This window comes from Micromonospora sp. NPDC000663, from assembly GCF_042898105.1.
Lineage (GTDB): Bacteria > Actinomycetota > Actinomycetes > Mycobacteriales > Micromonosporaceae > Micromonospora.
Map to the genome: position 1 here is coordinate 336,015 of NZ_JBIAYR010000002.1, position 23,329 is coordinate 359,343.

Below are 23,329 nucleotides of genomic sequence, written 5' to 3' on the forward strand. Positions count from 1 at the left end.
GTCACCCCGGGCGGGCGCGCTGGCGCATTTCCGTAGCCCGATGGGGAAGATGACATCCGGCGTACAGGTTGACCGAGAAGCGCCGGTCGTGCGGGACGGCATCAACCGTGACAGAGGAGCGGACGTGGCGGAAATGCACACCGGCGTCGGTCGTCAGCGAGGTGCCCGACCGTGGCCCCGGCCCCGCCGGATCGCCACCCTGTCGGTGCACACGTCACCGCTGCACCAACCCGGCACGGGTGATGCCGGCGGGATGAACGTCTACATCCTGGAGGTCGCCCGGCGGCTGGCCGAGGCCAACGTCGAGGTGGAGATCTTCACCCGGGCCACCTCCGGCGACCTGCCTCCGGTGGTCGAGATGGCCCCCGGCGTGCAGGTCCGGCACATCACCTCCGGGCCGCTGGAGGGGCTGACCAAGGAGGAGCTGCCCGGGCAGCTCTGCGCCTTCACCGCAGGGGTGCTGCGGGCCGAGGCGTCCCGCCCGCCCGGTCACTATGACTTGATCCACTCCCACTACTGGCTCTCCGGCCAGGTCGGCTGGCTGGCCAAGGAGCGCTGGGGTGTGCCGCTGGTGCACACCGCACACACCCTGGCGAAGGTCAAGAACGCCCAGCTCGCGGCCGACGACAGGCCGGAGCCGAAGGCCCGGGTGATCGGCGAGGAGCAGGTGGTGGCGGAGGCGGACCGGCTGGTCGCCAACACCCGCGTGGAGGCCGCCGACCTTGTCGATCGGTACGACGCCGACCCGGCCCGCGTGAGCGTGGTGCAGCCGGGCGTCGACCTGGACCGTTTCCGGCCCGCGCCGGGCGAGCGGTCCGGGGCCACCCGCGACGCCCGTCGCCGGCTGGGCCTGCCGGTCGAGGGGTACGTGGTCGCCTTCGTCGGTCGGATCCAGCCGCTCAAGGCTCCCGACGTGCTGATCCGGGCGGTGGCCGCGCTGCGACAGCGCGATCCGGCCCTGGCCGGCCAGGTGACAGTGGTGATCTGCGGTGGTCCCAGTGGCAGCGGCCTGGACCGGCCGACCGCGCTTATCGAGCTGGCCGCCACGCTCGAGGTGACCGACCGGGTGCGGTTCCTGCCGCCGCGTACCGGGGACGACCTGCCGGCGCTCTACCGGGCCGCCGATGTGGTCGCGGTGCCGTCGCACAACGAATCGTTCGGGCTGGTGGCTTTGGAGGCACAGGCCTGCGGCACGCCGGTGCTGGCCGCCGCCGTGGGCGGGCTGGTCACCGCCGTACGCGACCAGGTGAGCGGGGTGCTCATCGACGGGCACGACCCGGTCGAGTGGGCGCTCGCGTTGGGCCGTCTGCTGCCCGACCCGGCCCGCCGCGCCGCGCTGGCCCGGGGCGCCGAGCAGCACGCCCGGCACTTCTCCTGGGAACGGACGGTCGCCGGCCTGCTCGACGTGTACGGCGAGGCGATCACCGCGCACCGCAGCCGGCTCGCCGCCGATCTGGCGGCCGACCCGGCGCTCTCCTGCTCCTGGTGACCGCCGCCTCCTGGTGACCGGTGCCGCCGGTCGTCGCCGGGTGCGGTGACCGCGTCGGTCGTAGAGTGGGTCCGGTGAGCCCGAAGAGCGATCTTGCGAGTCTTATCGAGTCGGTCTGCGCCGAGCGGGATCTGGCCTGGGAGTCGACAGGCCCCGGCTCGTACGCCGTTACCCTGCCGGGCACCCACAAACTCAAGACGATCTGCAACCTGATCGTCGGTGAGCACGCGCTGCGGATCGAGGCGTTCGTGATGCGCCAGCCGGACGAGCGACGCGAGGAGCTGTGGGCCTGGCTGTTGCAGCGCAACGCCCGCATGTACGGCGTCTCGTTCTCCACCGACGCGGTCGGCGACGTGTACCTGACCGGGCGGGTCAACCCGGCCGGGGTGGACGCCGACGAGCTGGACCGGCTGCTCGGGGCGGTGCTCACGTACTCCGACGAGTCGTTCGACACCATGCTGGAGATCGGCTTCGGCAGCTCCATCAGGCGCGAGTACGAGTGGCGGGTCAAGCGCGGCGAGTCGACCGCGAATCTGGCCGCGTTCGCCCATCTCTTCGAGCCCTCCGGGTCCGGTCCCGACCCGACCTGACGCATCAGGTCCGCGGCCTGTGGTTCGGAGTGCTCCTGACGGGTATGCCGCACCGCGCGGTGCGGCAGGGACCCCCGCGCGCCGAGGACGGAGTGTCGAGGAGCGGAGCGTCCCATGGCTCAGCGGAACAGCTCGGGTCGCGGCGGAACTGCGACCAGGACCAAACGGCAGGCAGGTAACCAGACGCCTGGTACTCCTGGAGTCTCCGAGTCGGAGATCTCCCGGATGCGGGTGGACGACATCAGGGGGCAACTGCGCAAGCGCGGTGTCTCCGGGATCTCCGCCCTGCGCAAGCCGGAACTGGTGAAACAGCTGGTGCGATCGATGCGGGCCGGCGCGGGCCGGGGCAGCACCGGCCCGGCGGGTCGGGCCGGCGGCACCAGGGCGTCGGCGGGTCGCGCCGCCGCGACGAAGAAGGCGGCGGCACGGCCGGCGTCGAGCCGGGCGAAGGCGGCACCGGCGAACAAGAGCGCGCCGGCGAAGCGCGCCGCCGCGAAGAAGACCACCGCCGCGAAGAGAACGACGGCGGCGAAGAGGACCACCGCCGCGAAGAAGACCACGGCGGCGAAGAACACCACTGCGGCGAAGAAGACCACCGCGGCGAAGCGGACCACCGCCGCCGCGCGGAAGTCGACGGCGGGCTCGCCCGCACGTAAGGCACCGGCACGCAAGGCTCCGGCACGTCCGGCGGCGAAGCGGGCGCCCGCGAAGCGCGCGGCGACCCGGTCGACAGGGGGTACGGCCGCCGGTGGGATCCGGACCGGTCGGGGCACCGGCCGCTCGGTCCGCAGTTCGCAGGTGATCTCGTCGATCGCGGATCGGCCGGAGCGGCCGGGGCGGAGTCTGATCACCGCGAACCACGAGGTGATCCAGCGGTGGGCCCGGGAGCGTGGCGCGAAGCCGGCCACCATTGCCGGTACCGAACGGGACGGCCGGGCCGGGGTGCTGACGTTCAACATTCCCGGTTACCGGGAGAGCAGCCGGATCCGTGAAATCACCTGGGATGAGTGGTTCCACACGTTCGACCTGCGACGGCTGAACCTGATCTACCAGGAACAGATGCGAGACGGCCGGCAGAGCAATTTCTTCCGGACCGAGTCACCCGATCGTGAGGACGGGTGAGGTGTTTGCGGGAATGCCGCAGGGGTATGCGGCTGTTGCCAGAGAGCGACGCCCGAACTGGGGATACTCGCCAGTTGTGATCGGCGAGACAGCCGGTCTGGGTTGAATCCAGAATCCGGGCGAACTAACTTTATTGCACCGCGCCACGCTTGGAAACGTTCGGGGGAGCGGCGGATCGATCAGATCCGCGCACCAGGCGAGGTGCGAGGGGACGGGTGGACAAACCGTTGGGGGACGGTGGCCACCTGTTTGGACCGGCGGCGTGAGCGGGCGATGCTTACGGGGGTGAGTGTTGCCCGCCGCCGCCGGCCCCACCGGCGGGCGCCCACCATGACCTTCGGGACGTGGTGGGCGCTTTGCGTTGTGCGTACCCCTTGTCGCCTCAGGCGGTAGGGACGCGATCCGCCGGCTCCCGGCCCGCGGCCCGGCGCAGCGCGGCGACGTGCCGCTCCCGGGGTGGCCCGGCGAGCACGTGGCCGAGCGCGGCCAGCAGCCCCAGCCCGCCGACGATGAGCCAGTGCCGGTCACCGAGGTACTGCAGACTCACCCCGCCGAGCGTGGGAGCGACGAACGCGGCGGCCGGGAACGTCAGGTAGAAGACCGACTGGTAGCGCGCCCGCAGCTGCGGCGGCGCGAGGTCGGCGTTGATCTGCGCGTTGGGTGGGGCGGCGAGCATCGACCCGACGGTCCAGACCACCGCGGCGCCGAGATAGATCGCGAGGTCGTCCGCGACGGCGAGTGCGCCGAAACCCAGCGCGAGCAGCGCGGTGGACACCGCCAGCACCAGGTCCTTGCGGTGCCTGTCGATGAGCCGGGGCACGAACAGTTGCCCGATGACGATCAACGCGCCGCCGAGGGCGGCCACCAACCCGTACGCCGACGGGCCGAGGCCGTCCGAGCGCATCGCCAGCGGCATGATCGTCGAGGTCTGGAGGGTGAGGACCGCCAGCACGAAGGTGAGTCCGACGAAGGTCAGGAAGGTCCGGTCGGTGAGCGCGGTGTGCAGACCGGGACGGCGGGGCCGGCCGGCGCCGACCGATGGCCCGAGGTCCACGGCCGGCGCGGCCCGTCGCAGGGTCTCCGGCACCTTCCAGGCGATCACGGCGGCGGCGGTAAGGGTGGCACCCGCGTCGACGAGGAACAGTGCCGTGAAGCTCGCCTCGGCCAGTAGGCCGGCGAGCAGCGAGGCGGCCGCCATGCCCAGGTTGAACGCCCAGAACTGGAGGTTGAACGCGCGGGAGCGGCGGTGCGCGGGCACGACGTCGACGATCGCCGCGACGAGGGCCGGGCTGGACATCGAGTGCGCCACCCCGGCCATGGCGGCCAGCGCCGCGATCAGCCCGAGTGGCCGGCTGAACGCCATCGCGACCATCAGGCCGGCGGTGACCAGGTGCGCGGCGAGCAGGGTGGCCCGGCGGCCCCAGCGGTCGGCCAGTACCCCGCCGAGCAACGAGCCGGCCGCGCCACCGGCTCCGTACGCGCCGACGACCGTGCCGGCCACCGCCTCGCTGGCTCCGCGCGCGTCGGTGAGGTAGAGCGACAGGAAGAGCATCGCGAACGCACCGGCCCGGTTGATGAGCAGGCCCGCCCAGAGGTACCAGAAGGTGGCGGGAAGCCCGCCGGCCGTGTCGTTCCACCATTGGCGCAGCGCCCGCACCCGACCTCCCTACAGTTCGGCTTCCTAACAGTATCGGGGCGGGTGGTTCAGGCGACCGACTCGGTGGGCTGCGCCGTCCGGCTGGTGCTCACCGGTGCCAGTGCCTCGCCGGAGCGGCGCAGCTCGGCGGCCCGCCGCTCCCGGGCCGGCCCGGACACCAGATGGGCCACCGCCGTCAGGGCGCCGATCACGGCACAGGCGTACCAGAGCGTGTCGTTGCCGGCGTGCTCGCGCACCAAGCCGCCGAGGATCGGCGCGCTGGCGCCCGCGATCTGCCAGGAGAGGGAGAAGACGCCCTGGTAGCGGCCCCGCAGCTCGGCCGGGGACAGCTCGGCGATCAGGGTCGAGTTTGACGGGGAGTTCAGCATCTCGCCGACCGTCCAGATCAGCACGGTGAGGCCGTAGAACCAGGCGGTGCCGGCGAACGCGGTGAGCCCGAAACCGACCCCCATCACCACGGCGGCCAGCGCGAGCACGTGGGAGCGGCTGCGGCCCCGGATCAGCCGGGGTACGAAAAGCTGGCCGACCACGATCAGGATGCCGTTGAGCGCGATCACCGAGCCGTAGGTGGCCGGGCTCAGGCCGTCGTCGCCCATGGCGATCGGCAGCATGGAGATGTGCTGGAGGAAGACGAGCGCGGCGAACAGGTTCAGCGCCACGAACCCGAGGTAGACGCGGTCGCTGAGGATCGTCCGCAGGGCGCCGCGCGGGGCCTGCGCCGTGACACTGACGGCGGGCCCGGCGTCCCGGGTCTCCGGCACCCTGACGAAGATGATCAGCGCGGTGATCAGCATGGTGCCGGCGTCGACCACGAACAGCAGCAGGTAGTCCGCCTGCGCGGCCAGGCCGGCGAGGATCGCCGCGCAGGCGAAGCCGAGGTTGATCGCCCAGTAGTTGAGCGAGAACGCCCGCAGCCGGTCCTTCGCCGGCACCACGTCGATCATCATGGCGCCGAACGCGGGTCGGGCCGCCTCGGCGAACAGGCCGAGCAGCAGGGCACCCAGCGCCACCGCCCAGAGGTCCCGGGCCAGGCCCAGCGCGAGCATCATGGCTGCCGCGCCGACGTGGGCGGTCAGCAGCGTGGGTCGGCGTCCCCACCGGTCGGCGAGCGTCCCACCGGCGGTGGTGCCTACCGCGCCGCCGACGCCCCACAACCCCAGCACCAGGCCGGCCTGGGAGGCGGAGAACCCGCGTTCCTGGGTCAGGTAGATGGCGAGGAAGACGAGGACGAACGAGCCGAGCCGGTTGATCAGAGTCCCGGTCCACAGGTACCAGAAGGTGGTCGGTAGGCCACCTGTGGTGTCCCGGAACCAGCTCCGCATCGTCCGCACGTCGTGCCCCCGCTTGCAATGGTAATGACCGGTCTGACTACAGCGCCTTACAACCCTAGTGGCGCGTTGATCGAGAGGTCACCCGCTTTTTCACGTGGTGGTCGTCACGACGGGTGCCCGCGTGTCCCGTACCGGGTTGAGGCAGGATGATCCGCATGACTGCGAGCGAGGGGCCCACCATCGGGACGCTGGTCCTGCTGCGGCACGGCGAGAGTGACTGGAACGCCAAGAACCTCTTCACCGGCTGGGTCGACGTCGACCTGACCGAGAAGGGCGAGGGCGAGGCGAGGCGTGGCGGCGAGCTGCTGCGCGAGCACAACCTGCTGCCGGACGTCGTGCACACCAGCGTGATGCGCCGGGCGATCCGCACCGCCGAGCTGGCGCTGAACGCCGCCGACCGGCACTGGATCGCGGTACGTCGGTCGTGGCGGCTCAACGAGCGGCACTACGGCGCCCTGCAGGGCAAGAACAAGAAGCAGACCCTTGACGAGTACGGCGAGGAGCAGTTCATGCTCTGGCGCCGGTCGTACGACACGCCACCGCCGCCGATCGACGACAACGACGAGTGGTCGCAGGTCGGCGACCCGCGGTACGCGCTGCTGCCGACCGAGCTGATGCCGCGTACCGAATGCCTCAAGGACGTCGTCGAGCGGATGCTGCCCTACTGGTACGACTCGATCGTGCCGGACATCCTGGCCGGCCGGACGGTGCTGGTGGCCGCGCACGGCAACTCGCTGCGCGCCCTGGTCAAGCACCTCGACCAGATCTCCGACGAGGCGATCGCCAAGCTCAACATTCCGACCGGCATCCCGCTGCGCTACGATCTCGACCCGCACCTGCGTCCGCTCAGCCTGGGCGGCACGTACCTGGACCCGACGGCGGCCAAGGAAGCGGCCGCCGCGGTCGCCAACCAGGGCCGCTGACAGCACGCGAGAAAGGGGCCCCGCACCGCGGGGCCCCTTTCTCGTCGGTTCAGTTGCCGGCGGGCTTGTTCTCCCCGGTGATCAGGAAGATCACGTGCTCACCGGCGTTGACGGCGTGGTCGGCGAAGCGCTCGTAGAAGCGGCCCAGCAGGGTGGCGTCGATGGCTGTCTCCACCCCGTACGGCCAGTCGTCGCCGAGGAGCACCGAGAACAGACTCTTGTGCAGCTCGTCCATGGCGTCGTCGTCGCGGTCCAGTTCGCCTGCGAGGTCGGCGTCGGGCTTCGCCAGCACCGAACCGATCTTCGCCGCCATCCGGTCGGCGATCTCCGACATCTCGGTGAAGACAGTGCGCAGCTCCGCCGGCACGGCGGGCGACGGGTGCCGGCGCAGCGCCGTCTTCGCCACGTGGTCGGCGAGGTCACCCATCCGCTCCAGGTCGGCGGCGACGTGCAACGCGGTGATCATCGCCCGCAGGTCGGACGCCACCGGCGCCTGACGGGCGAGCAGGTCGCAGACCCGCTCCTCGACGTGTCGGTAGAGGTCGTCGATCTCGGCGTCCCGCTCGATGACCGTCTCGGCGGCCTGCCGGTCGGCGGTGAGCAGGGCCCGGGTGGCCTGGCGCATGGCGGCGCGGACGCCCTCCGCCATGTCCACCAGCAGTTGGCTGACGATCTGGAGGTCGGCCCGGAACTCGTCGCGCATCATCACGTCCTGTGGTCGGTCGCCGCCGACGGGGTGCCGGCGCTGTGTTGAGCAGGTGCGACGCCAACGGTAGGTGGCATGGACGGACCCCGGATGAACCACGGTGAACGACGCCAGACGCGGGGGTGAACATTCCTCGAAGTGCGGGTGGTTCGTCCCGTTCTGTGTGGTAGCCAGGTTAACAATGACCCTACGATCGCCGGGTGGAGTGGGCGGTGGCGGTCGTGGTGGCCGTGGCGTTGGCGGCCGGGTTGGCCGTCGGATTCATGCTGCCCCGGATGCTGGGGAGGCCCGCGATAGCCGACGAGCAGCAGGCCGGGCTCGGCCGCCGGACGATCGACTCGCTCCGGGCCGGTGTCGTGGTGCTGGACAACGACGACGTACCCGTGCTGATCAACCCGGCCGCCCGCGCGATGGGTCTGCTGCGTGCCGGCGGCACCCCGGGCACGATCGCCGCGCACCCGTTGATCCGTACCCTCGCCGGCCAGGTGCGGCGCACCGGCGTGCGGCGCGAGATCGAGCTGGACCTGCCCCGGGGCCGCGACAGCGCGGGGGAGAACCCGCTCGGCGTGCACCTGCGGGCGATGGGCATCGGCAACGGTTTCATCGCGGTGGAGGCGGTCGACGTGACCGAGTCGCACAGGTTGGCCCGGGTGCGACGTGACTTCGTGGCCAACGTGAGCCACGAGCTCAAGACCCCGATCGGCGCGCTCCAACTGCTCGCCGAGGCGTTGCTGGACGCCACCGAACCGGCCGAGGCCGCGGCACCCGACCTCTCCGAGGACCTGGTCGCCGCCCGGCGGTTCGCCGAGCGCATCCAGCACGAGTCGACCCGACTGGGTCGGCTGGTGCAGGAGCTGCTGGAGCTGACCCGGTTGCAGGGCGCCGAGCCGCAGCCGCCGGCGGAGCCTGTCGCGTTGGACTGGGTGATCGCGGAGGTGGTCGACCGGACCCGCACCACGGCCTCCGCGCGGGGCGTCGAGGTGACGGTGGACGGCGAGCGTGGCCTCACCGTGTACGGCAGCGACACCCAGCTCGCCACGGCGGTGGCGAACCTGGTGGAGAACGCCATCAACTATTCGGCCGAGGACACCTCGGTACGGGTCACCCTGCGCGGGGGTGACGAGCATGTCGAGATCGCGGTCGCCGACCAGGGCATCGGTATCGCCCCTACCGACGTGGACCGGATCTTCGAACGGTTCTACCGGGCTGACCAGGCCCGCTCACGTTCCACCGGCGGCACCGGGCTCGGCCTGGCCATCGTCAAACACATCGCGAGCAACCATGGCGGACGGGTCGAGGTGTCGAGCACTCTTGGTGGTGGATCGACGTTCACCCTCCGGTTGCCCGCACGTCCACCGGACGACCTGTTGGCGACACTGCCGCCGGTTGGGATCGAGACCGGTCCGGCCGAGCTACGGCAGGTCTGACAGCGCATGGAAAGGAAATCCCCGTTGAGCCGCGTTCTCGTGGTCGAGGACGAGGAGTCGTTCTCCGACGCCTTGTCGTACATGCTCCGTAAGGAGGGCTTCGAGGTGTCGGTCGCCGCGACCGGCACCGATGCCCTCACCGAGTTCGACCGGACCGGCGCCGACATCGTGCTGCTCGACCTGATGTTGCCCGAGATGTCCGGGACCGAGGTCTGCCGGCAGCTCCGGCAGCGGTCGGCCGTGCCGATCATCATGGTGACCGCCCGGGACAGCGAGATCGACAAGGTGGTCGGGCTGGAGATCGGCGCCGACGACTACGTCACCAAGCCGTACTCGCCCCGGGAACTGGTCGCCCGGATCCGCGCGGTGCTGCGCCGGCAGAGCCCGGAGGTCGCCGACGCCGGCGCTCCGACGCTTGCCGCCGGCCCGGTGCGGATGGACATCGAACGGCACGTGGTGACCGTCGAGGGCGGCGCCGTGCAGTTGCCGCTGAAGGAGTTCGAGCTGCTGGAGCTGCTGCTGCGCAACGCCGGCCGGGTGTTGACCCGTGGGCAGCTCATCGACCGGGTCTGGGGCGCCGACTACGTCGGTGACACCAAGACGCTTGACGTGCACGTCAAGCGCCTCCGCTCGAAGATCGAACCGGAGCCGTCCGCGCCGCGCTTCATCGTCACCGTCCGGGGGCTGGGCTACAAGTTCGAGCCGTGATCGGCCGACTCGAAGGGGGTCCACGCCCGGCGTGGACCCCCTTCAGGCTGTCGGCGTCCGCTCACCTGACGACCTTGAGGTTGAAGACGGCGGTGTCGAGCCGGCCGTAGAGCCGCAGCCAGAGGGGCATCAGCATCTCGGTTCCACGGGCAGTGGAGAGGTCACCGAGGTCGATCACGTCGGTGTGCCCGAAGCTGACGAGCAAATCGGTGACGATCCGCTTCGCCTCCGCGTCGTCGCCGGAGACGAAGACGCTGTGGCCGCCGTCGGCGAGCTGGCGCGGGCGCACCATCAGCTCCGCGGTCAGTGTGTTGAGTGACTTGACGACCTTGGCCCGCGGGAACTCCCGCTGGATCCGCTCGGCCAGGGATTCGGTGTCGTCCACCGTCAGACTGGGTGGGAAGCCCGCGCCGAAGTCGAGCGGGTTGGCGATGTCGAGCAGGACCTTGCCGGACAGGTTGGCCGCCCCGGCCGCGGTGAGCGCCGGCAGGGAGCCGGTGCCGCTTGTGGCGTTGACGACCAGCTCGGCGTCGGCCGCCGCCACGGCCATGGTCGCCAGGCCGACCTCGGGATGCTCGGCGGCCCAGGCGGCGTACGCGCCGGCCCGGGTGGCCGCGACGTCCCGGGCGCCGATGGTGACCTGGTGGCCCAGCTCCGCCGTGCGGGCCGCGATGGCCTGCCCCACCGAACCGGTGCCGAGAACTGCGATGCGCATGTCGATCGATCCTCAACTCGGGCGCGGTGGCCTCGCGCCAATTGCCCGCAGACTAACAGACAGGTCTGTCTGCTGCTGCCCCGTCGGAGGCGGCTGGACGGCTGGGACGCCTACCGTTCATCGCCTGTCGAGCTGCCCCACGAATGGGGCGCCCCGCCGCGCCGCGCCCCGCCGCGCCGCGCCCCGCCGCGCCCCGCCGCGCCGCGCCGCGCCGCGCCCCGCCGCGCCGCGCCCCGCCGCGCCCCGCCGCGCGGCGGGGCGGGGCGCGGGTGCGATGCCGATGGCATGGTGCGGTGCCGGTGGCCTCAGCCCGCCATGCCTCAGCCCGCCCCATGCCTAGCCCCATATCTGGGGCAGCTCGACAGGAGCCGCAGGGCATCCCGAGCCCCGGGCCCCTGCGGCGGGCGCGACGAGCGGTCGCAGGCGAGCGCTATGTAGACCGAGCTGTCTGTAGACCGAGCTGTCTGTAAGATCATGCCTGCCACCAGCCACATCGAGGGGAGGTGCCGATGCCCGAGCGCCGTACGCCGGCCGGCTCGGCCCAGGACCGGATCCTGGACACCGCGTTCCGGCTGTTCTACGCGCACGGGCCACGCGGCGTGGGGGTGGACACGGTCATCGCCGAGTCGGGCGTGGCAAAGGCGACGCTCTACAAGCACTTTCGGCGCAAGGACGACCTCGTGCTGGCGTACCTCGACCGGGTCGACCAGGCGTGGTTCGGCGCGCTACGGGCGGCGGCCAGGGAGGCCGGCGACGACCCGCGTGACCAGTTGGTCGGGATGTTCGACGCCCTGACCGGGGCGTGCCGCCGCGACGGGTACCGCGGCTGTGCGTTCATCAACACGGCCGCCGAGTCACCGGCCGGCGGCCCGGTGCACGCCCGGACGGTCGAGCACAAGACAGTCGTCCGGGCCTGGGTGACCGAGCTGGCACGCAGGGCCGGCGCGGCCAATCCGGAACTGCTCGCCCGGCAGCTCACCCTGCTGCTCGACGGCGGGCTCGCCAGCGGGGTGCTGGACGGCGATCAGGCGATCGCCGAGGCCGCCCGGCAGAGCGCCCGCACGCTTGTCGACGCCGCCCTCGGTGTGCCGGGGGTCGGCTAGAGTCCGTCGGCGGGGTGCGGGGCCACCATGCCCTGCCGCACCCGGGCCGCGCACAGCTCGGCCAGCCGCTCGTACGCCGCCGCGCCGATCAACGCGGTCAACTCCGGCCCGTACGACAGGTACATCGGCTCGGCGCCGACGTGCGCGTCCGTCGAGGAGGTGCACCACCAGTCCAGGTCGTGCCCGCCGGCACCCCAGCCGCGCCTGTCGAACTCCGACAGGGTGGAGACCAGCACCTTGGAGTTGTCCGGACGCTTGACCCAGTCCTGGTCCCGCCTGATCGGGAGCTGCCAGCAGACGTCCGGCTTGTACTCCAGCGGGTGCACCCCGTCGCGGAGCGCCTGGGCGTGCAGCGCGCAGCCGCCCCCGCCGGGGAAGTCGGCGTCGTTGAGGAACACGCACGGCCCCTCGGCGCCCTGGGTGGCGGTGCGGCGGGCCGGCGTCTTGCCGTCGATGGTGTCCTCGTCGGTCCAGGTCTTGAACCCACGACGGAAGTGCTGCCAGGTCGCGGGGGTGAGCCGCCGGACGGCGCCGCGGACCCGCTTCTCGTCGTCCGAGTCGGTGAAGAACGCCCCGTGCGAACAGCAGCCGTCGGCGGACCGGCCGGCGATGATGCCGTGGCAGCCCCTGCCGAAGATGCAGGTCCAGCGGGACAGCAGCCAGGTCAGGTCGGCCCGGATCAGGTGGCTCTCGTCCGCCGGGTCGGCGAACTCGATCCACTCCCGGGGAAAGTCCAGTGGCACCTCTCGGCTGCGCGGGTCGCCCGGATCGTCCACCAGCACGCGGAGCTCCATCGTCACCCGGACCAGCGTACGCGCGGTGCCGTCCGCGGGCCGCCGAGCCGCGCAAACGAGTTGCACCTAGGGTCTTCACCATGCGACTGGGTGTCCTCGACGTCGGATCCAACACGGTGCACCTGCTGGTGGTGGACGCGCACCACGGCGCGCACCCGTGGCCCGCACACTCCGAGAAGGTGGTGCTCCGGCTGGCCGAGCAGATCGGCCCCGACGGCGCGTTGACCGAGGCGGGCGCGGACGGCCTGGTCAAGGCCGTGGGAATGGCCAAGACGGCGTCCACCGGGCTGGACGCCGACGACCTCATCGCGTTCGCCACCTCCGCGGTACGCGACGCCACGAACGCCGCCGACGTGCTCGCCCGGGTCCGGGAGGAGACAGGCGTACGTCTCGCGGTGCTCTCCGGCGCGGACGAGGCGCGGATGACCTTCCTGGCCGTGCGGCGCTGGTTCGGCTGGTCGGCCGGTCGGCTGCTGGTGCTGGACATCGGCGGCGGTTCGCTGGAGATCGCCGCCGGCATCGACGAGGACCCGGACGTCGCGGTCTCGCTGCCGCTGGGCGCCGGGCGACTGACCCGGGAGCGGCTGCGGGTCGCACCGGACAGCGCGACGCCGCCGTCCGCCGAGGCCGTCGACAAGCTGCGGGAGTACGTGGACAGCCGGCTGGACAAGGTCGTCGACCAGATGACCGAGGTGGGTTGGGACCGGACGGTGGCCACCTCGAAGACGTTCCGCACCCTGGCCCGACTGGCCGGGGCGGCGCCGTCCGGGGCCGGGCTCTGGGTGCGGCGCAGCCTGACCCGGGCCGGGTTGCGGCAGGTCATCGGGTTCATCAGGCACATCCCGCCGGCCCAGTTGATGGAGTTGGAGGGGGTCAGCGCGGGCCGCGCACACCAGTTGCTTGCCGGCGCCGTGGTCGCCGAGGCGGTGATGCGCCGCCTGGATCTGGACTCGCTCGACATCTGCCCGTGGGCGCTGCGCGAGGGCGTCATCCTCCGCCGGTTGGATCAACTCGAACCGATCTGATCGCGGCACCGGGCTACGCTGGCTGATGTGACTTCCCGCGTTCCCGTGCTCCTGTCCAGCTCGTCGGTCTTCCCCGAGCCGACCGCGGCGGCGTTCCAACTGGCCGCGGCGCTCGGCTACGACGGCGTCGAGGTGATGGTCTGGACGGACGTCGTGAGCCAGGACGCGGGCGCCCTACGCGGCCTGTCGGCGCACTACGGCGTGCCTGTGCTGTCCGTGCACGCGCCCTGCCTGCTGGTCACCCAGCGGGTGTGGAGCCCCGACCCGTGGGAGCGGCTGCGCAGGGCCGCCGAGCTGGCCGAATCGCTGGGGGCGCCCACGGTCGTGGTGCATCCGCCGTTCACCTGGCAGCGCGACTACGCGCGGCACTTCACCGAGGGTCTGGCCACTGTCGCGGAACGGTTCACCGGGCTGCGCTTCGCCGTGGAGAACATGTACCCGGTGCGGATGGCGGGCCGGCAGTTCGTCCCGTACGTCCCCGGCTGGGACCCGACCGACACCGGCTACCCGTCGTACACCCTTGACCTGTCGCACTGCGCGGCGTCGCACAGCGACCCCCTCGACATGGCCGACCGGATGGGCGCCGGGTTGGCGCACGTGCACCTCGGCGACGGCACCGGCGAGGGCCGCGACGAGCACCTGGTGCCCGGGCGCGGCACGCAGCCCTGCGGCGAGCTGCTCTCCTCGCTGGCCGGGCGGGGTTTCACCGGGTCGGTGGCGGTGGAGGTAGCGACCCGCGGCGCGAAGAGCCGCGCGGTGCGCGAAGCGGACCTGCGCGCCGCGCTGGAGTTCGCCCGCCAGCACCTGACGGCGCCGTCCCCGGTCGACGCCTGACCCGCCCGTCACCCACCGGGCGGTGGGTCAGCTGACCGGGGTTAGGGAGTCGGCGCCGCTCGTGGGCTGGGCGGCGACAGTCACCTGCTCGCCCACGGCGGCCCGCTTGCGGGCCCGGTGCGCCGCCACGTGCGACCGGGTCGCGCAGCGTTCGGAGCAGAACCGCCGGCAGCAGTTCGACGACGTGTCCAGGTAGACGTTGCCGCACCGCTCGTCGGCGCAGACCCCGAACCGGGCACTGCCGTACTCGCAGAGCCAGACCGACAGCCCCCAGACCGCGCCGGCCAGGTACTCGGCGCTGACCGAGGCACCCCGGCTGGTCACGTGCATGTGCCAGTCGCTGGAGTCGTGCCCGGAGATGCGCGGCTGCACCGGGAACGCCTCGAGCAGCGCGTTCAGCTCGGTCACCGCCTGCGCGTCACGCCCCGAGGTGCCGTACTCGAAGACGTCACGCAGCCGCTTCTGGGCCCGTCGGAAGATCGTGACGTCCCGTTCCGCGACCTCGTCGCGCATCCAGGCGTTCTCGTCGGGGAAGAGAGCCCGCAGGTCGTCGAGGTCGTCCAGGCGGGCGTTGACCAGGTCAACGCCGGTCCGGGCGTACGCGTCGAAGTTCACGCCCCCAACGGTAGACGACTCACGGGGTGCGTGGCGCGTCGATGTAGTGCGGCAGGAACCGCGCGTAGCCGTCGGTGATCAGGCTGGCGCTCTCGCGCACCCCCACCCCTGCCGACTCGCCGTCGACGATCCAGCTGCCCAGCACCACCCGATTGCCGTCGAACTGCGGCAACGCCCGGAACTCCTGGTAGCACCAGCCCTCGTCGCCGTAGATGCCCGGGTTGGTGATCTCCTCATCGGCGGTGACGATGCGCACCGAACCGCCCTCCCGGCCCAGGAGCGGCTTGGCCACGTACTCCGTCATGCCGCGCGGCGAGTCGAGGTACGCCGGCAGCAGGTACTCGTGACCGGGGTACAGCTCCCAGAGGACGGCGAGCAGCGCCTTGTTGGACAGCAGCAACTTCCAGGCCGGCTCGATCCACGTGGTGGGGGTGCCCGGGGCCAGCGCCGCCGGCCCGTACGGCTCGGCAAGCATCCACTCCCACGGGTAGAGCTTGAAACAGGTGGTCACCGGGCGGTCGTCGGCGTCGACGAACCGGCGGCCGTCCCAGCCGATGTCCTGGATGGGTTGCAGCTCGGCGCTCAGGCCGGCCTGCCGGGCGGTCTCGGCGAGGTAGCCGGCGGTCATGTGGTCCTCGCCGGACTCCTCCTCGTTCGACCAGAGCACGTGCACCAGCGGGTCGTGCAACCCGGCCCCGATCTTGGCCCAGGCACCGACCAGCCGCTCGTGCAGGCTGTTCCACTGGTCCAGCTCGGGTCGGGTCTGCTCCAGCCAGTACCACTGGATGATGCTCGCCTCGACGAGCGCGGTGGGGGTGTCCGCGTTGTACTCGAGCATCTTCGGGGGCCAGGTGCCGTCGTACGCCAGGTCGAAGCGCCCGTAGAGGGTGGGTGGCGTCTCCCGCAGCGACCGGGCCACCGCCTCGGCCGCCCACTCGGGGATGCCGAACTCGGCGTACCGGCGCTGCGCCACCACGTGCTCGGCGGCCGCCACCGACATCCGGTGCAGCTCCTCGGTGGCCTCCTCCAGCCGCAGCACCTCGTCCAGGTCGAAGGCGTACGCGGCGGTCTCGTCCCAGTACGACATGATGCCGCCGTCGGGCAGCTCGGTGTCGACGTAGACGAGCCCCTGGGACCTGATGGTGGCGTCCCAGTCCTCGCGCGGCGTGACCGTCTCGCGGCGCACCTCAGCCCCCGCAGGAGGCGAGGTGGGTGCCGAACCCGCCGCGATCGGGCAGGGCCGCGGTGGTCGGCTCCGGGGCGGCGCGACCGGCGGCCGGCGCGGGCACCCGCATCGCCAGCGCGACGGTTTCGCCGCCCCCTACCGGCCCGAGAGCGCAGTCGTCGTCATCGTCGTCGTCCGAGGTCATGTTGCAGCCGGAGAGGGCGAGCGCGAGAGCGGTGAGCGCGCCGAGCTGCACGGAGGCCGACCGGAGCCGGCGGCGGGGGCGTTGGTCCACGGCATCGTTGTAGCCGATCGGCGCCACCACCGCCGCCCCGCCCCCCGCGTCGAGCGGCCCGGCCGCCCCTCGGCGGAGCCCCTGGCAGGGGCGATACGCTCGGCTCATGCTCCGTTCCGTCATCCTCGCCGCGTCCCGGTCATCCCAGGTCGAGCGGCTCGTCGCGACCGCCCCGTACACCCGGGACGTCGTCCGCCGGTTCGTCGCCGGCGCCGCCACCGACGACGCGTTGCGCGCGACCCGCGTGCTCGTCGACGACGGCCTCGCGGTCACCCTCGACCACCTCGGCGAGGACACCGTCACCCCCGAGCAGGCCACCGCCACCCGGGACGAGTACCTGAGGTTGCTCAAGATGCTCGCCGGCGCGGGGCTCACCCCGGCGGCCGAGGTGAGCGTGAAGCTCTCCGCCCTCGGCCAGATGTTCGACGAGCAGTTGGCGTACGACAACGCGCGGGCGATCTGCGCGGCCGCCGACGCGGCGGGCACCACGGTCACCCTGGACATGGAGGACCACACCACCACCGACTCGACGCTCGAGGTGCTGGGCCGGCTTCGCAAGGACTTCCCGTCGACGGGCGCGGTGCTCCAGGCGTACCTGCGGCGGACCGAGTCGGACTGCCGGGAGCTGGCGTACGCCGGGTCGCGGGTCCGGCTGTGCAAGGGCGCCTACAAGGAGCCCGAGTCGGTGGCGTACCAGTCGACCCGCGAGGTGGACAGGTCGTACGTGCGCTGCATGAACATCCTGATGTCGGGCGACGGCTACCCGATGCTGGCGACCCACGACCCGCGGATGATCGCCATCGGTGAGGACCGGGCGCGCTGGTTCGACAGGGGGCCGGAGCGCTTCGAGTTCCAGATGCTCTACGGCATCCGCCCGGAGGAGCAGGCCCGGCTGGCTGGCGAGGGCTACACCGTGCGCACCTACGTGCCGTACGGCGACCAGTGGTACGGCTACCTGATGCGCCGCCTCGCCGAGCGCCCCGCGAACCTGGTGTTCTTCGGCCGCGCCCTGGTCTCCAAGAAGTAGCCCGGGGCTGTGACGACCGGCCGGGTGCGGCGTAACGGCGGGCACATCGCGTACGAGGTGCACGGCGACGGGCCGCTTGTCGTCCTCGCGCACGGCATGGGGGAGACCAGGGCGAGTTTCCGGCACCTCGTGCCACTGCTGGTGGCCGCCGGTCACCGGGTCGCCTCGGTGGACGTGCGGGGGCACGGGGAGTCCAGCGTCTGCTGGTCCTCGTACGCGCCGGCCGAGGTCTGCGGCGACCTGCTGGCCGTGGTCCGCGACCTCGACGCCGGCCCGGCAGTGCTGGTCGGCAGCTCGTCCAGCGCCGCGGCGGTGGTCTTCGCCGCCACCGAAGCGCCCGAACTGGTCTCCGGCCTCGTGCAGATCGGCGCGTTCGTCGGTCAGCCGGCGGTGAACCCGCTGCTGCGCCTGACGCGGCGGGCCGTGCTGCGCAGCCCGCGACTGTTCGGGATGTTCCACAGGACGCTGTTCCCGGTGCACCGGCCCGCCGACGACGCGGCGTACCGGCGGGCGATGGTGGCCACCCTGCGCGAGCCCGGCCGGATGGCTGCGACGCGCGGGGTGATCGCACCGGTCGAGCCGCACTGGACCAGCCGCGCCGCACGGGTGCGGCAACCGGTGCTGGTGCTGAAGGGTTCCCGGGACCCCGACTTCCCGGACCCGGGCGCCGAGGCGCGGGCGGCCCGCCGGCTCTACCGCGTCGCCGAGGCCCGGATGATCGCGGAGGCCGGGCACTATCCGCACGCCGACCGGCCACAGCGGACAGCCGAGGAGCTGATCGCCTTCCTCGCGGTGTGTACCGGTGGCTAGGGCCCGCCGGGGCCGGCCTCGCCCGAGCGGCGCGATGGTCGTACCCTTCGGCGGGTGATTGACGGGGAGCAGCGCCCGGCACCGCAGCGGCTCTGGCCGCTGTGGACGGCGTTTCTGGTGATCGTCCTGGTCCTGGGCTGCGGTCTGCCGGCACTGCTGATCGTCGGGGTGATCCGCGAATCCGCGGGCCGACCGACGATCAGCCGGATCGGCGCCTCGGCGACGGACGACCCGGCGACAGCCGTCGCCCGTGGGCTGTCCGACCGGGTGACGGCCCAGCTTCAGCGGCAGTCCACGGCCCTGCTCGGCGGGGACCGCGCCGGTTACCTCTCCATCGCCGACCCGGCCGCGCACGTCGACCTGCGCCGCCGCTTCGCCTCGCTGCGCGCGCTCCAGGTGACCGTCTGGCGTGCCGAACCGAGCGGCCTTCCCGCGCCTGTCGTCGGCAAGCCCGGCGAGTGGCGGCAGTTGGTGCGCTTCCAGTACTGCTTCGTGGCACCGGGCTGCCAGCCCAGCCCGGTGCTCATCGGCACCCGCTGGCGCGAGAACGGCGACCGGCCGCTGCTCGTCGCCATGGAGGAATCCAAGTCGGCCGAGACCGGCACCCGGCCGTGGGAGATCAGCGATCTGGCCGTGGCGGTAGGCGCGCGGACCATCGTCGCCACCACGCCGGCGCTGCGCGGCAAACTGCCAGGCCTGCTCGCCCAGGCCGAGGCGGCGGCAACGGTCGCCGACGGGTACGTGGTCACCGGCACCCGGCCGGACCGCTACCGGATCTTCTACGCCGGCCGCGCCGAGTGGCAGCGCTGGTACGGCGGCGGGCGCCCACAGTGGACCGGCGGGTATGCGGTCACCGTGGGCGGTGGCCACCACGAGGTGGTCCTCAACGCGGACGGGTTGAGCAGCAGCGGCACCGACGACCTGCTCCGGCACGAGCTGACCCACGCGGCGTCCCTGCCGGCTCGCGGCTACCCGGGCAAGTTGACCTGGTGGTTGGTCGAAGGGCTTGCCGAGTACGCGGGCGCCGGCGGTCAGCCCGTCGACAGGTACGAGGGTCTCGCCGAGGTGCGCAAACTGGTCAAGGGCGGCTGGGACGGCAAGTTGGACGGCGTCACCCCGGCCGACGACGCGTCCGCCGAGCGGGTCGGCGGCAGCTACGGGGTCGGCTACCTCGCCGTGCGGCACCTTCTCGACAGGTACGGGCCGCAGCGGCTGCTCGCCTTCTTCAAGGCCGTGGTGCACGACCGCAGGACCCTCGACGCCGCAGCCGAGGAGGCGTTCGGGGAGCGGTGGTCGACGCTGCACGACGAGTGCGCGGCGTCCATCCGCGCCACCGCCGCCTGACGGCTCCCGGTCGCCGTGACGGCGAGCCGTACGATCGATTTGTGCGCAGCTCCCGCCTGCTCGTCACCCTGACCGCCGTCGTCGTCCTCACCGCCACCACCGCCGCGTCCTGCGGCGACGACGATCCCGACCTCGCGCTGGCGTCCGCCGCCCGCAACCCGGTCACCGAGGTGATCGACGCCCCGGCGACGGTGACGGCCCGGGCCGCTGCCACCCTGACGGCTCCCGCCGACGGCACCCTGTCCAGCCTGCGCGTCCAGCCTGGACAGCAGGTGAGGCGCGGCCAGGTCCTCGCGGTGGTCGACTCGCCGTCCGCTCAGCAGCGCCTGCGCCAGGCGAAGGAGGCGCTGACCGCCGCGAAGCGCGCTGGCCGGGGTGCCTCCACCGGCGACCTGACCGGCAGCCGACGCAGCACCGACAAGGCCGCCGACGAGGCGTTCGACGCCGCCCGCAAGGCCGCCGAGAAGATCGCCGACCCGCAGTTGCGCGACGCGCTGCTGACCCAGGTGACGTCGGCGCAGCGGCAGTACGCGGCCGCCGCGCGCAGCGCCGACCAGGCGGTCCGCGCGGTGCAGCGGGGGATCAACGGGCTCAGTTCCGCGGTCGGCGCGCTCTCCGCGGCCCAGCGGCTCCAGGCCCAGCAGGCGTACGACCTGGCCAAGGCGACGGTCGACGCGTTGACGCTGCGCGCCCCGATCGCCGGGGTGGTGCAGCCGGGCGGCACCCGTGCCGGCGGTGCCGCCGACGCAGGCCTGGCCGGGCTGTTGGAGCAGGCCGGTGGGGCGGGCATCGACCCGTCCGTGCTGGCCCCCGGCCAGGGTGGGCCGCCGGCCGGGGTGGACGACGCGGTAACCGTCGGCGGTCAGGTCACCGCCGGCACGCCCGTGCTGACCGTGGTGGACACCGGGCAGTTGGGGCTGCTCGCCGAGGTGGACGAGACGGACGTGCTGCTGATCCGCAGCGGCGTACCGGCCACCGTCGAGTTGGAGGCCGTCACGGGTGCCAGTTACGACGCCACCGTCCGGTCGGTCGACGTGCTTCCGACAAGCTCCGCGCAGGGCGGGGTCACCTACCGGGTACGCCTCACGCTTGGCGCGGGGAAGCTGGCCGAGGACGAGCCCGCCCCGGCGCCCCGCCCCGGCATGAACGCGATCGTGCACCTGCGGGTACGCGAGGCCGCCGACGCGGTGACCGTCCCCGCCTCGGCGGTGTTCTCCGCCGACGGCCGCGACGCGGTCTGGGTGGTCCGCGACGGCAGGGCGGGCCGGGCACCGGTGACCGTCGGCGTCCAGGGGTCCGATCTGGTGCAGATCCTCAACGGCGTGCAGCCCGGCGACCGGATCGTGGTGCGCGGCACCGACCAGGTCCGTGACGGCCAGGAGGTCCGGTGACCGGATCCCCACCGGCCATCGAGGCGGTGGACGTGTCCCGGACGTACCAGCTCGACGGGGTGTCGGTGGAGGCGCTGCGCGGGGTGTCGTTGACAGTGCAGCCGGGTGACTACGTGGCGCTGGTCGGGCCGTCCGGCTCGGGCAAGTCCACACTCATGCACCTGCTGGGTGGGCTGGACCGGCCCACCGGCGGTCGGCTCGTGATCGGTGGGCGGGACGTCAACGCCCTGTCCCCGCCCGAGATGGCCGCCCTGCGCAACGAGACCATCGGGTTCGTCTTCCAGGCGTTCCACCTGCTGCCGCGTACCTCGGCTGTGGAGAACGTGGCGTTGCCGCTCGTCTACCGGGGTGTGTCGGCCCGGCAGCGTCGGGAGCGGGCGGCGGCGATGCTGGGCCGGGTCGGTCTCGGTCACCGCCTCGACCACCGGCCCAACCAGATGTCCGGCGGCGAGCAGCAGCGGGTGGCCATCGCCCGCGCGCTCGTCACCGAGCCGACGGTGCTGCTGGCCGACGAGCCCACCGGCAACCTGGACAGCGTCACCGGGGCCGCCGTGCTGGAACTGTTGGAACGCCTGAACGCCGAGTCCGGGGTCGCGTTGGTGATGGTCACCCACGACCAGGAGGTGGCGGCCCGCGCTCAGCGGCGGATCACGATGCGCGACGGCGTGGTCGTGGCGGACAGCGCCGCTCATGATCGGCCGCTGCCCGTCGATCACGGTCGACCTGAGACACTGGTGCCCGCTCCCAGCGCGGAGCCCCGGTCCGTTTCCGGAAGCGGCCCGGGGCACCCGTCCGGTGGCTCCGGTGGCGCCGCCGGAGCCACCGGGCGCCTTCCGCGCGAGCCCGGCCCGAGTCACGCCGGAGCCGACACGCGTGAGGCCGGTCGGGGCGAACCCGAGGGCGGTGCGGCGTGAGGGTCGCCGAGGCGTGGCGGGTGGCCCTGGACGCGCTGCGGGCCAATCGCCTCCGTAGCGCCCTCACCATGCTCGGCGTGATCATCGGGGTGGCTTCGGTGGTGCTGCTGGTGGCCATCGGCACCGGCACCAAACAGAAGGTGGAGCAGCAGGTCGAGGGGCTCGGCTCCAACCTGCTGCTCGTCGTCCCCGGCAAGATCGAGGTGGGCACCGCGCCTGTCGTCTCACCGTTGACCCTCAAGGACGTGGACGCGGTGACCCGCGTGGTCGGCGATCCCGAGCGGGTGGCGGTCACCGTCGCCTCGGGGGCGACCGCCCGCGCCGGCGCCCGTTCCGACTTCACCACCGTGCAGGGCGTCCTGGAGACCACCCCCGCGGTGTTCACCCGCTCGCTGGCCCGGGGGCGCTACCTCACCGGCACGGACGTGGACACCAGCCGGCGGGTGGCGGTGCTCGGCGATTCGGTGGCCCGCGCCCTGTTCCCGGACCGGGATCCGCTGGGCCAGCAGGTGACGCTGGCCGGGGTGCGGTTCCGCGTCATCGGCGTCTTCGCGCCGCTGGGGCAGAGCCTCGGCGTCGACCGCGACGACGAGGTGCACGTCCCGGTGACCGCCGCGCAGCGGCTCTGGGGTACCCACCGGGTCGACGGCATCGCCGTGAAGGCGCCGGACCGGGAGCGGATCGACGAGCTGGGCGAGCGGATCGTCGCCGAACTGAACCGGCGGCACCCGGACACCGAGTTCAGCGCGGTCACCCAGCAGCAGATCCTCGGGGTGCTCGGCGACATCCTCGGTGTCCTCACCGGCGTGCTCGCGGCCATCGCCGGCATCTCACTGCTCGTCGGTGGGGTCGGCGTCTCGAACATCATGCTGGTGAGCGTCCGGGAACGGACCCGGGAGATCGGGCTGCGCAAGGCCGTCGGCGCCCGCCCCAAGGACATCGGCGTGCAGTTCCTGCTGGAGGCCGTGCTGCTCACCACGATCGGCGGGCTGACCGGGATGGCGTTGGGAGTCGGCACCGCGCTACTGGTGGACGCGCTGTCGCCGATCCCGGCGGCGATCACCTGGTGGTCGCTGGCGCTCGCCTTCGGCGTGTCGGCGGCCGTGGGCATCGTCTTCGGGGTGGTCCCCGCGCAGCGCGCCGGCCGGCTCGACCCGGTGGTCGCGCTGCGCGCCGAGTAACCCAACCGGACGACCGGCGCGGTGGGGGAGATAACGGCAGGCCGGATCGGGTGAACCAGCGACCAAAACATGATCAGTTGTACGAAGGGATCGCGCCGGTCACAGCGGCCCCGCTACCGTACTGGTAACACGCGCGTCGCCGCCCGGCCCGGAGCATCCGTCG

At 72.4% G+C, this 23,329-nt stretch carries 23 protein-coding genes; 15 read left to right on the forward strand and 8 right to left on the reverse strand.

Features of this window, described 5'->3' with window-relative positions; translation table 11 throughout:
• Positions 1 to 19 precede the first annotated feature (19 nt).
• From mshA to ACFY1S_RS10245, 3 genes are all read left to right on the forward strand, one after another.
• The gene (mshA, locus tag ACFY1S_RS10235; protein ID WP_387116008.1) at positions 20 to 1,489 is read left to right on the forward strand and encodes a D-inositol-3-phosphate glycosyltransferase; all 1,470 of its coding nucleotides are present in this window, start codon (positions 20 to 22) and stop codon (positions 1,487 to 1,489) included.
• A 74-nt stretch (positions 1,490 to 1,563) separates the two neighbouring features.
• On the forward strand, positions 1,564 to 2,079 hold the full coding sequence (locus ACFY1S_RS10240; RefSeq protein ID WP_387115156.1) for a YbjN domain-containing protein: 516 nt from the start codon (positions 1,564 to 1,566) through the stop codon (positions 2,077 to 2,079).
• Positions 2,080 to 2,304: 225 nt separating this feature from the next.
• Positions 2,305 to 3,201: a hypothetical protein gene (locus ACFY1S_RS10245; RefSeq protein WP_387115159.1), complete on the forward strand. Its 897-nt coding sequence runs from the start codon at positions 2,305 to 2,307 to the stop codon at positions 3,199 to 3,201.
• A gap of 382 nt (positions 3,202 to 3,583) precedes the next feature.
• On the opposite strand, the gene ACFY1S_RS10250 is transcribed toward ACFY1S_RS10245, so the two are convergent.
• Together ACFY1S_RS10250 and ACFY1S_RS10255 are read right to left on the reverse strand one after the other, a co-directional pair.
• On the reverse strand, positions 3,584 to 4,858 hold the full coding sequence (locus tag ACFY1S_RS10250) for an MFS transporter (RefSeq protein ID WP_387115161.1): 1,275 nt from the start codon (positions 4,856 to 4,858) through the stop codon (positions 3,584 to 3,586).
• Positions 4,859 to 4,905: 47 nt separating this feature from the next.
• Positions 4,906 to 6,189, reverse strand: coding sequence for an MDR family MFS transporter (locus ACFY1S_RS10255; protein WP_387115164.1), 1,284 nt, complete (start codon positions 6,187 to 6,189; stop codon positions 4,906 to 4,908).
• A 155-nt stretch (positions 6,190 to 6,344) separates the two neighbouring features.
• Between ACFY1S_RS10255 and ACFY1S_RS10260 the strand changes: the two genes are divergently transcribed.
• Positions 6,345 to 7,112: a phosphoglyceromutase gene (locus ACFY1S_RS10260; protein WP_364373023.1), complete on the forward strand. Its 768-nt coding sequence runs from the start codon at positions 6,345 to 6,347 to the stop codon at positions 7,110 to 7,112.
• Positions 7,113 to 7,161: 49 nt separating this feature from the next.
• Here the strand turns inward: ACFY1S_RS10260 and phoU are convergent, their stop codons facing one another.
• Positions 7,162 to 7,815 (reverse strand): phosphate signaling complex protein PhoU, encoded by a 654-nt coding sequence (gene phoU / locus ACFY1S_RS10265; RefSeq protein WP_357993497.1) that lies wholly within the window; start codon positions 7,813 to 7,815, stop codon positions 7,162 to 7,164.
• A gap of 266 nt (positions 7,816 to 8,081) precedes the next feature.
• Between phoU and ACFY1S_RS10270 the strand changes: the two genes are divergently transcribed.
• Positions 8,082 to 9,245: a sensor histidine kinase gene (locus ACFY1S_RS10270; protein ID WP_387116011.1), complete on the forward strand. Its 1,164-nt coding sequence runs from the start codon at positions 8,082 to 8,084 to the stop codon at positions 9,243 to 9,245.
• A 24-nt stretch (positions 9,246 to 9,269) separates the two neighbouring features.
• A complete protein-coding gene (locus ACFY1S_RS10275) occupies positions 9,270 to 9,953 on the forward strand; it encodes a response regulator transcription factor (protein ID WP_139587906.1) in 684 nt (227 codons plus the stop codon).
• A gap of 61 nt (positions 9,954 to 10,014) precedes the next feature.
• On the opposite strand, the gene ACFY1S_RS10280 is transcribed toward ACFY1S_RS10275, so the two are convergent.
• Complete coding sequence (locus tag ACFY1S_RS10280) at positions 10,015 to 10,668, reverse strand: NADPH-dependent F420 reductase (protein ID WP_387115169.1); 654 nt, start codon at positions 10,666 to 10,668, stop codon at positions 10,015 to 10,017.
• Positions 10,669 to 11,177: 509 nt separating this feature from the next.
• On the opposite strand from ACFY1S_RS10280, the gene ACFY1S_RS10285 reads away from it, so the two are divergent.
• Positions 11,178 to 11,771, forward strand: a complete 594-nt coding sequence (locus ACFY1S_RS10285) for a TetR/AcrR family transcriptional regulator (RefSeq protein WP_387115172.1) — start codon at positions 11,178 to 11,180, stop codon at positions 11,769 to 11,771.
• Here the strand turns inward: ACFY1S_RS10285 and ACFY1S_RS10290 are convergent.
• Complete coding sequence (locus ACFY1S_RS10290) at positions 11,768 to 12,565, reverse strand: hypothetical protein (RefSeq protein WP_387116014.1); 798 nt, start codon at positions 12,563 to 12,565, stop codon at positions 11,768 to 11,770. The genes ACFY1S_RS10285 and ACFY1S_RS10290 overlap by 4 nt on opposite strands.
• 80 nt (positions 12,566 to 12,645) lie before the next feature.
• Between ACFY1S_RS10290 and ACFY1S_RS10295 the strand changes: the two genes are divergently transcribed.
• Together ACFY1S_RS10295 and ACFY1S_RS10300 are read left to right on the forward strand one after the other, a co-directional pair.
• Positions 12,646 to 13,590, forward strand: a complete 945-nt coding sequence (locus tag ACFY1S_RS10295) for a Ppx/GppA phosphatase family protein (protein WP_387115176.1) — start codon at positions 12,646 to 12,648, stop codon at positions 13,588 to 13,590.
• A gap of 27 nt (positions 13,591 to 13,617) precedes the next feature.
• A complete protein-coding gene (locus ACFY1S_RS10300; RefSeq protein ID WP_387115179.1) occupies positions 13,618 to 14,424 on the forward strand; it encodes a sugar phosphate isomerase/epimerase family protein in 807 nt (268 codons plus the stop codon).
• Between the two features lie 27 nt (positions 14,425 to 14,451).
• On the opposite strand, the gene ACFY1S_RS10305 is transcribed toward ACFY1S_RS10300, so the two are convergent.
• The 3 genes from ACFY1S_RS10305 to ACFY1S_RS10315 are packed head-to-tail and all read right to left on the reverse strand — an operon-like array spanning position 14,452 to position 16,607.
• A complete protein-coding gene (locus ACFY1S_RS10305; protein ID WP_364373046.1) occupies positions 14,452 to 15,039 on the reverse strand; it encodes a CGNR zinc finger domain-containing protein in 588 nt (195 codons plus the stop codon).
• Between the two features lie 19 nt (positions 15,040 to 15,058).
• A complete protein-coding gene (locus ACFY1S_RS10310) occupies positions 15,059 to 16,225 on the reverse strand; it encodes a glutathionylspermidine synthase family protein (protein WP_364373049.1) in 1,167 nt (388 codons plus the stop codon).
• A gap of 1 nt (position 16,226) precedes the next feature.
• Positions 16,227 to 16,607, reverse strand: a complete 381-nt coding sequence (locus tag ACFY1S_RS10315) for a hypothetical protein (protein ID WP_364373052.1) — start codon at positions 16,605 to 16,607, stop codon at positions 16,227 to 16,229.
• Here ACFY1S_RS10315 and ACFY1S_RS10320 point away from each other — a divergent pair.
• Genes ACFY1S_RS10320 through ACFY1S_RS10345 form a run of 6 tightly spaced genes read left to right on the forward strand, consistent with a single transcriptional unit; the run spans position 16,606 to position 23,166 of the window.
• Entirely contained in the window at positions 16,606 to 17,526 is a 921-nt protein-coding gene (locus ACFY1S_RS10320) for a proline dehydrogenase family protein (RefSeq protein ID WP_387115185.1), read from the forward strand. The two genes, ACFY1S_RS10315 and ACFY1S_RS10320, sit on opposite strands and share 2 nt — an antisense overlap.
• 9 nt (positions 17,527 to 17,535) lie before the next feature.
• Positions 17,536 to 18,336, forward strand: a complete 801-nt coding sequence (locus ACFY1S_RS10325; RefSeq protein ID WP_387115188.1) for an alpha/beta fold hydrolase — start codon at positions 17,536 to 17,538, stop codon at positions 18,334 to 18,336.
• Positions 18,337 to 18,390: 54 nt separating this feature from the next.
• A complete protein-coding gene (locus tag ACFY1S_RS10330; protein WP_387115191.1) occupies positions 18,391 to 19,680 on the forward strand; it encodes a hypothetical protein in 1,290 nt (429 codons plus the stop codon).
• Complete coding sequence (locus ACFY1S_RS10335; RefSeq protein ID WP_387116017.1) at positions 19,677 to 21,071, forward strand: efflux RND transporter periplasmic adaptor subunit; 1,395 nt, start codon at positions 19,677 to 19,679, stop codon at positions 21,069 to 21,071. Before ACFY1S_RS10330 ends, ACFY1S_RS10335 begins: the two co-directional genes overlap by 4 nt.
• Positions 21,068 to 21,985, forward strand: a complete 918-nt coding sequence (locus tag ACFY1S_RS10340; RefSeq protein ID WP_387115194.1) for an ABC transporter ATP-binding protein — start codon at positions 21,068 to 21,070, stop codon at positions 21,983 to 21,985. The genes ACFY1S_RS10335 and ACFY1S_RS10340 overlap by 4 nt, the downstream gene beginning before the upstream one ends.
• On the forward strand, positions 21,982 to 23,166 hold the full coding sequence (locus ACFY1S_RS10345; protein WP_387115197.1) for an ABC transporter permease: 1,185 nt from the start codon (positions 21,982 to 21,984) through the stop codon (positions 23,164 to 23,166). The genes ACFY1S_RS10340 and ACFY1S_RS10345 overlap by 4 nt, the downstream gene beginning before the upstream one ends.
• Positions 23,167 to 23,329: the final 163 nt, after the last annotated feature.

Coding starts and splice junctions, on each gene's coding strand:
- ACFY1S_RS10320 (WP_387115185.1), top strand. CDS start 16,606: ATGCTCCGTTCCGTCATCCTCGCCGCGTCCCGGTCATCCCAGGTCGAG.
- ACFY1S_RS10245 (WP_387115159.1), top strand. CDS start 2,305: ATGCGGGTGGACGACATCAGGGGGCAACTGCGCAAGCGCGGTGTCTCC.
- ACFY1S_RS10260 (WP_364373023.1), top strand. CDS start 6,345: ATGACTGCGAGCGAGGGGCCCACCATCGGGACGCTGGTCCTGCTGCGG.
- ACFY1S_RS10315 (WP_364373052.1), bottom strand. CDS start 16,607: ATGAGCCGAGCGTATCGCCCCTGCCAGGGGCTCCGCCGAGGGGCGGCC.
- ACFY1S_RS10285 (WP_387115172.1), top strand. CDS start 11,178: ATGCCCGAGCGCCGTACGCCGGCCGGCTCGGCCCAGGACCGGATCCTG.
- phoU (WP_357993497.1), bottom strand. CDS start 7,815: ATGCGCGACGAGTTCCGGGCCGACCTCCAGATCGTCAGCCAACTGCTG.
- ACFY1S_RS10295 (WP_387115176.1), top strand. CDS start 12,646: ATGCGACTGGGTGTCCTCGACGTCGGATCCAACACGGTGCACCTGCTG.
- ACFY1S_RS10280 (WP_387115169.1), bottom strand. CDS start 10,668: ATGCGCATCGCAGTTCTCGGCACCGGTTCGGTGGGGCAGGCCATCGCG.
- ACFY1S_RS10270 (WP_387116011.1), top strand. CDS start 8,082: ATGCTGCCCCGGATGCTGGGGAGGCCCGCGATAGCCGACGAGCAGCAG.
- ACFY1S_RS10290 (WP_387116014.1), bottom strand. CDS start 12,565: ATGGAGCTCCGCGTGCTGGTGGACGATCCGGGCGACCCGCGCAGCCGA.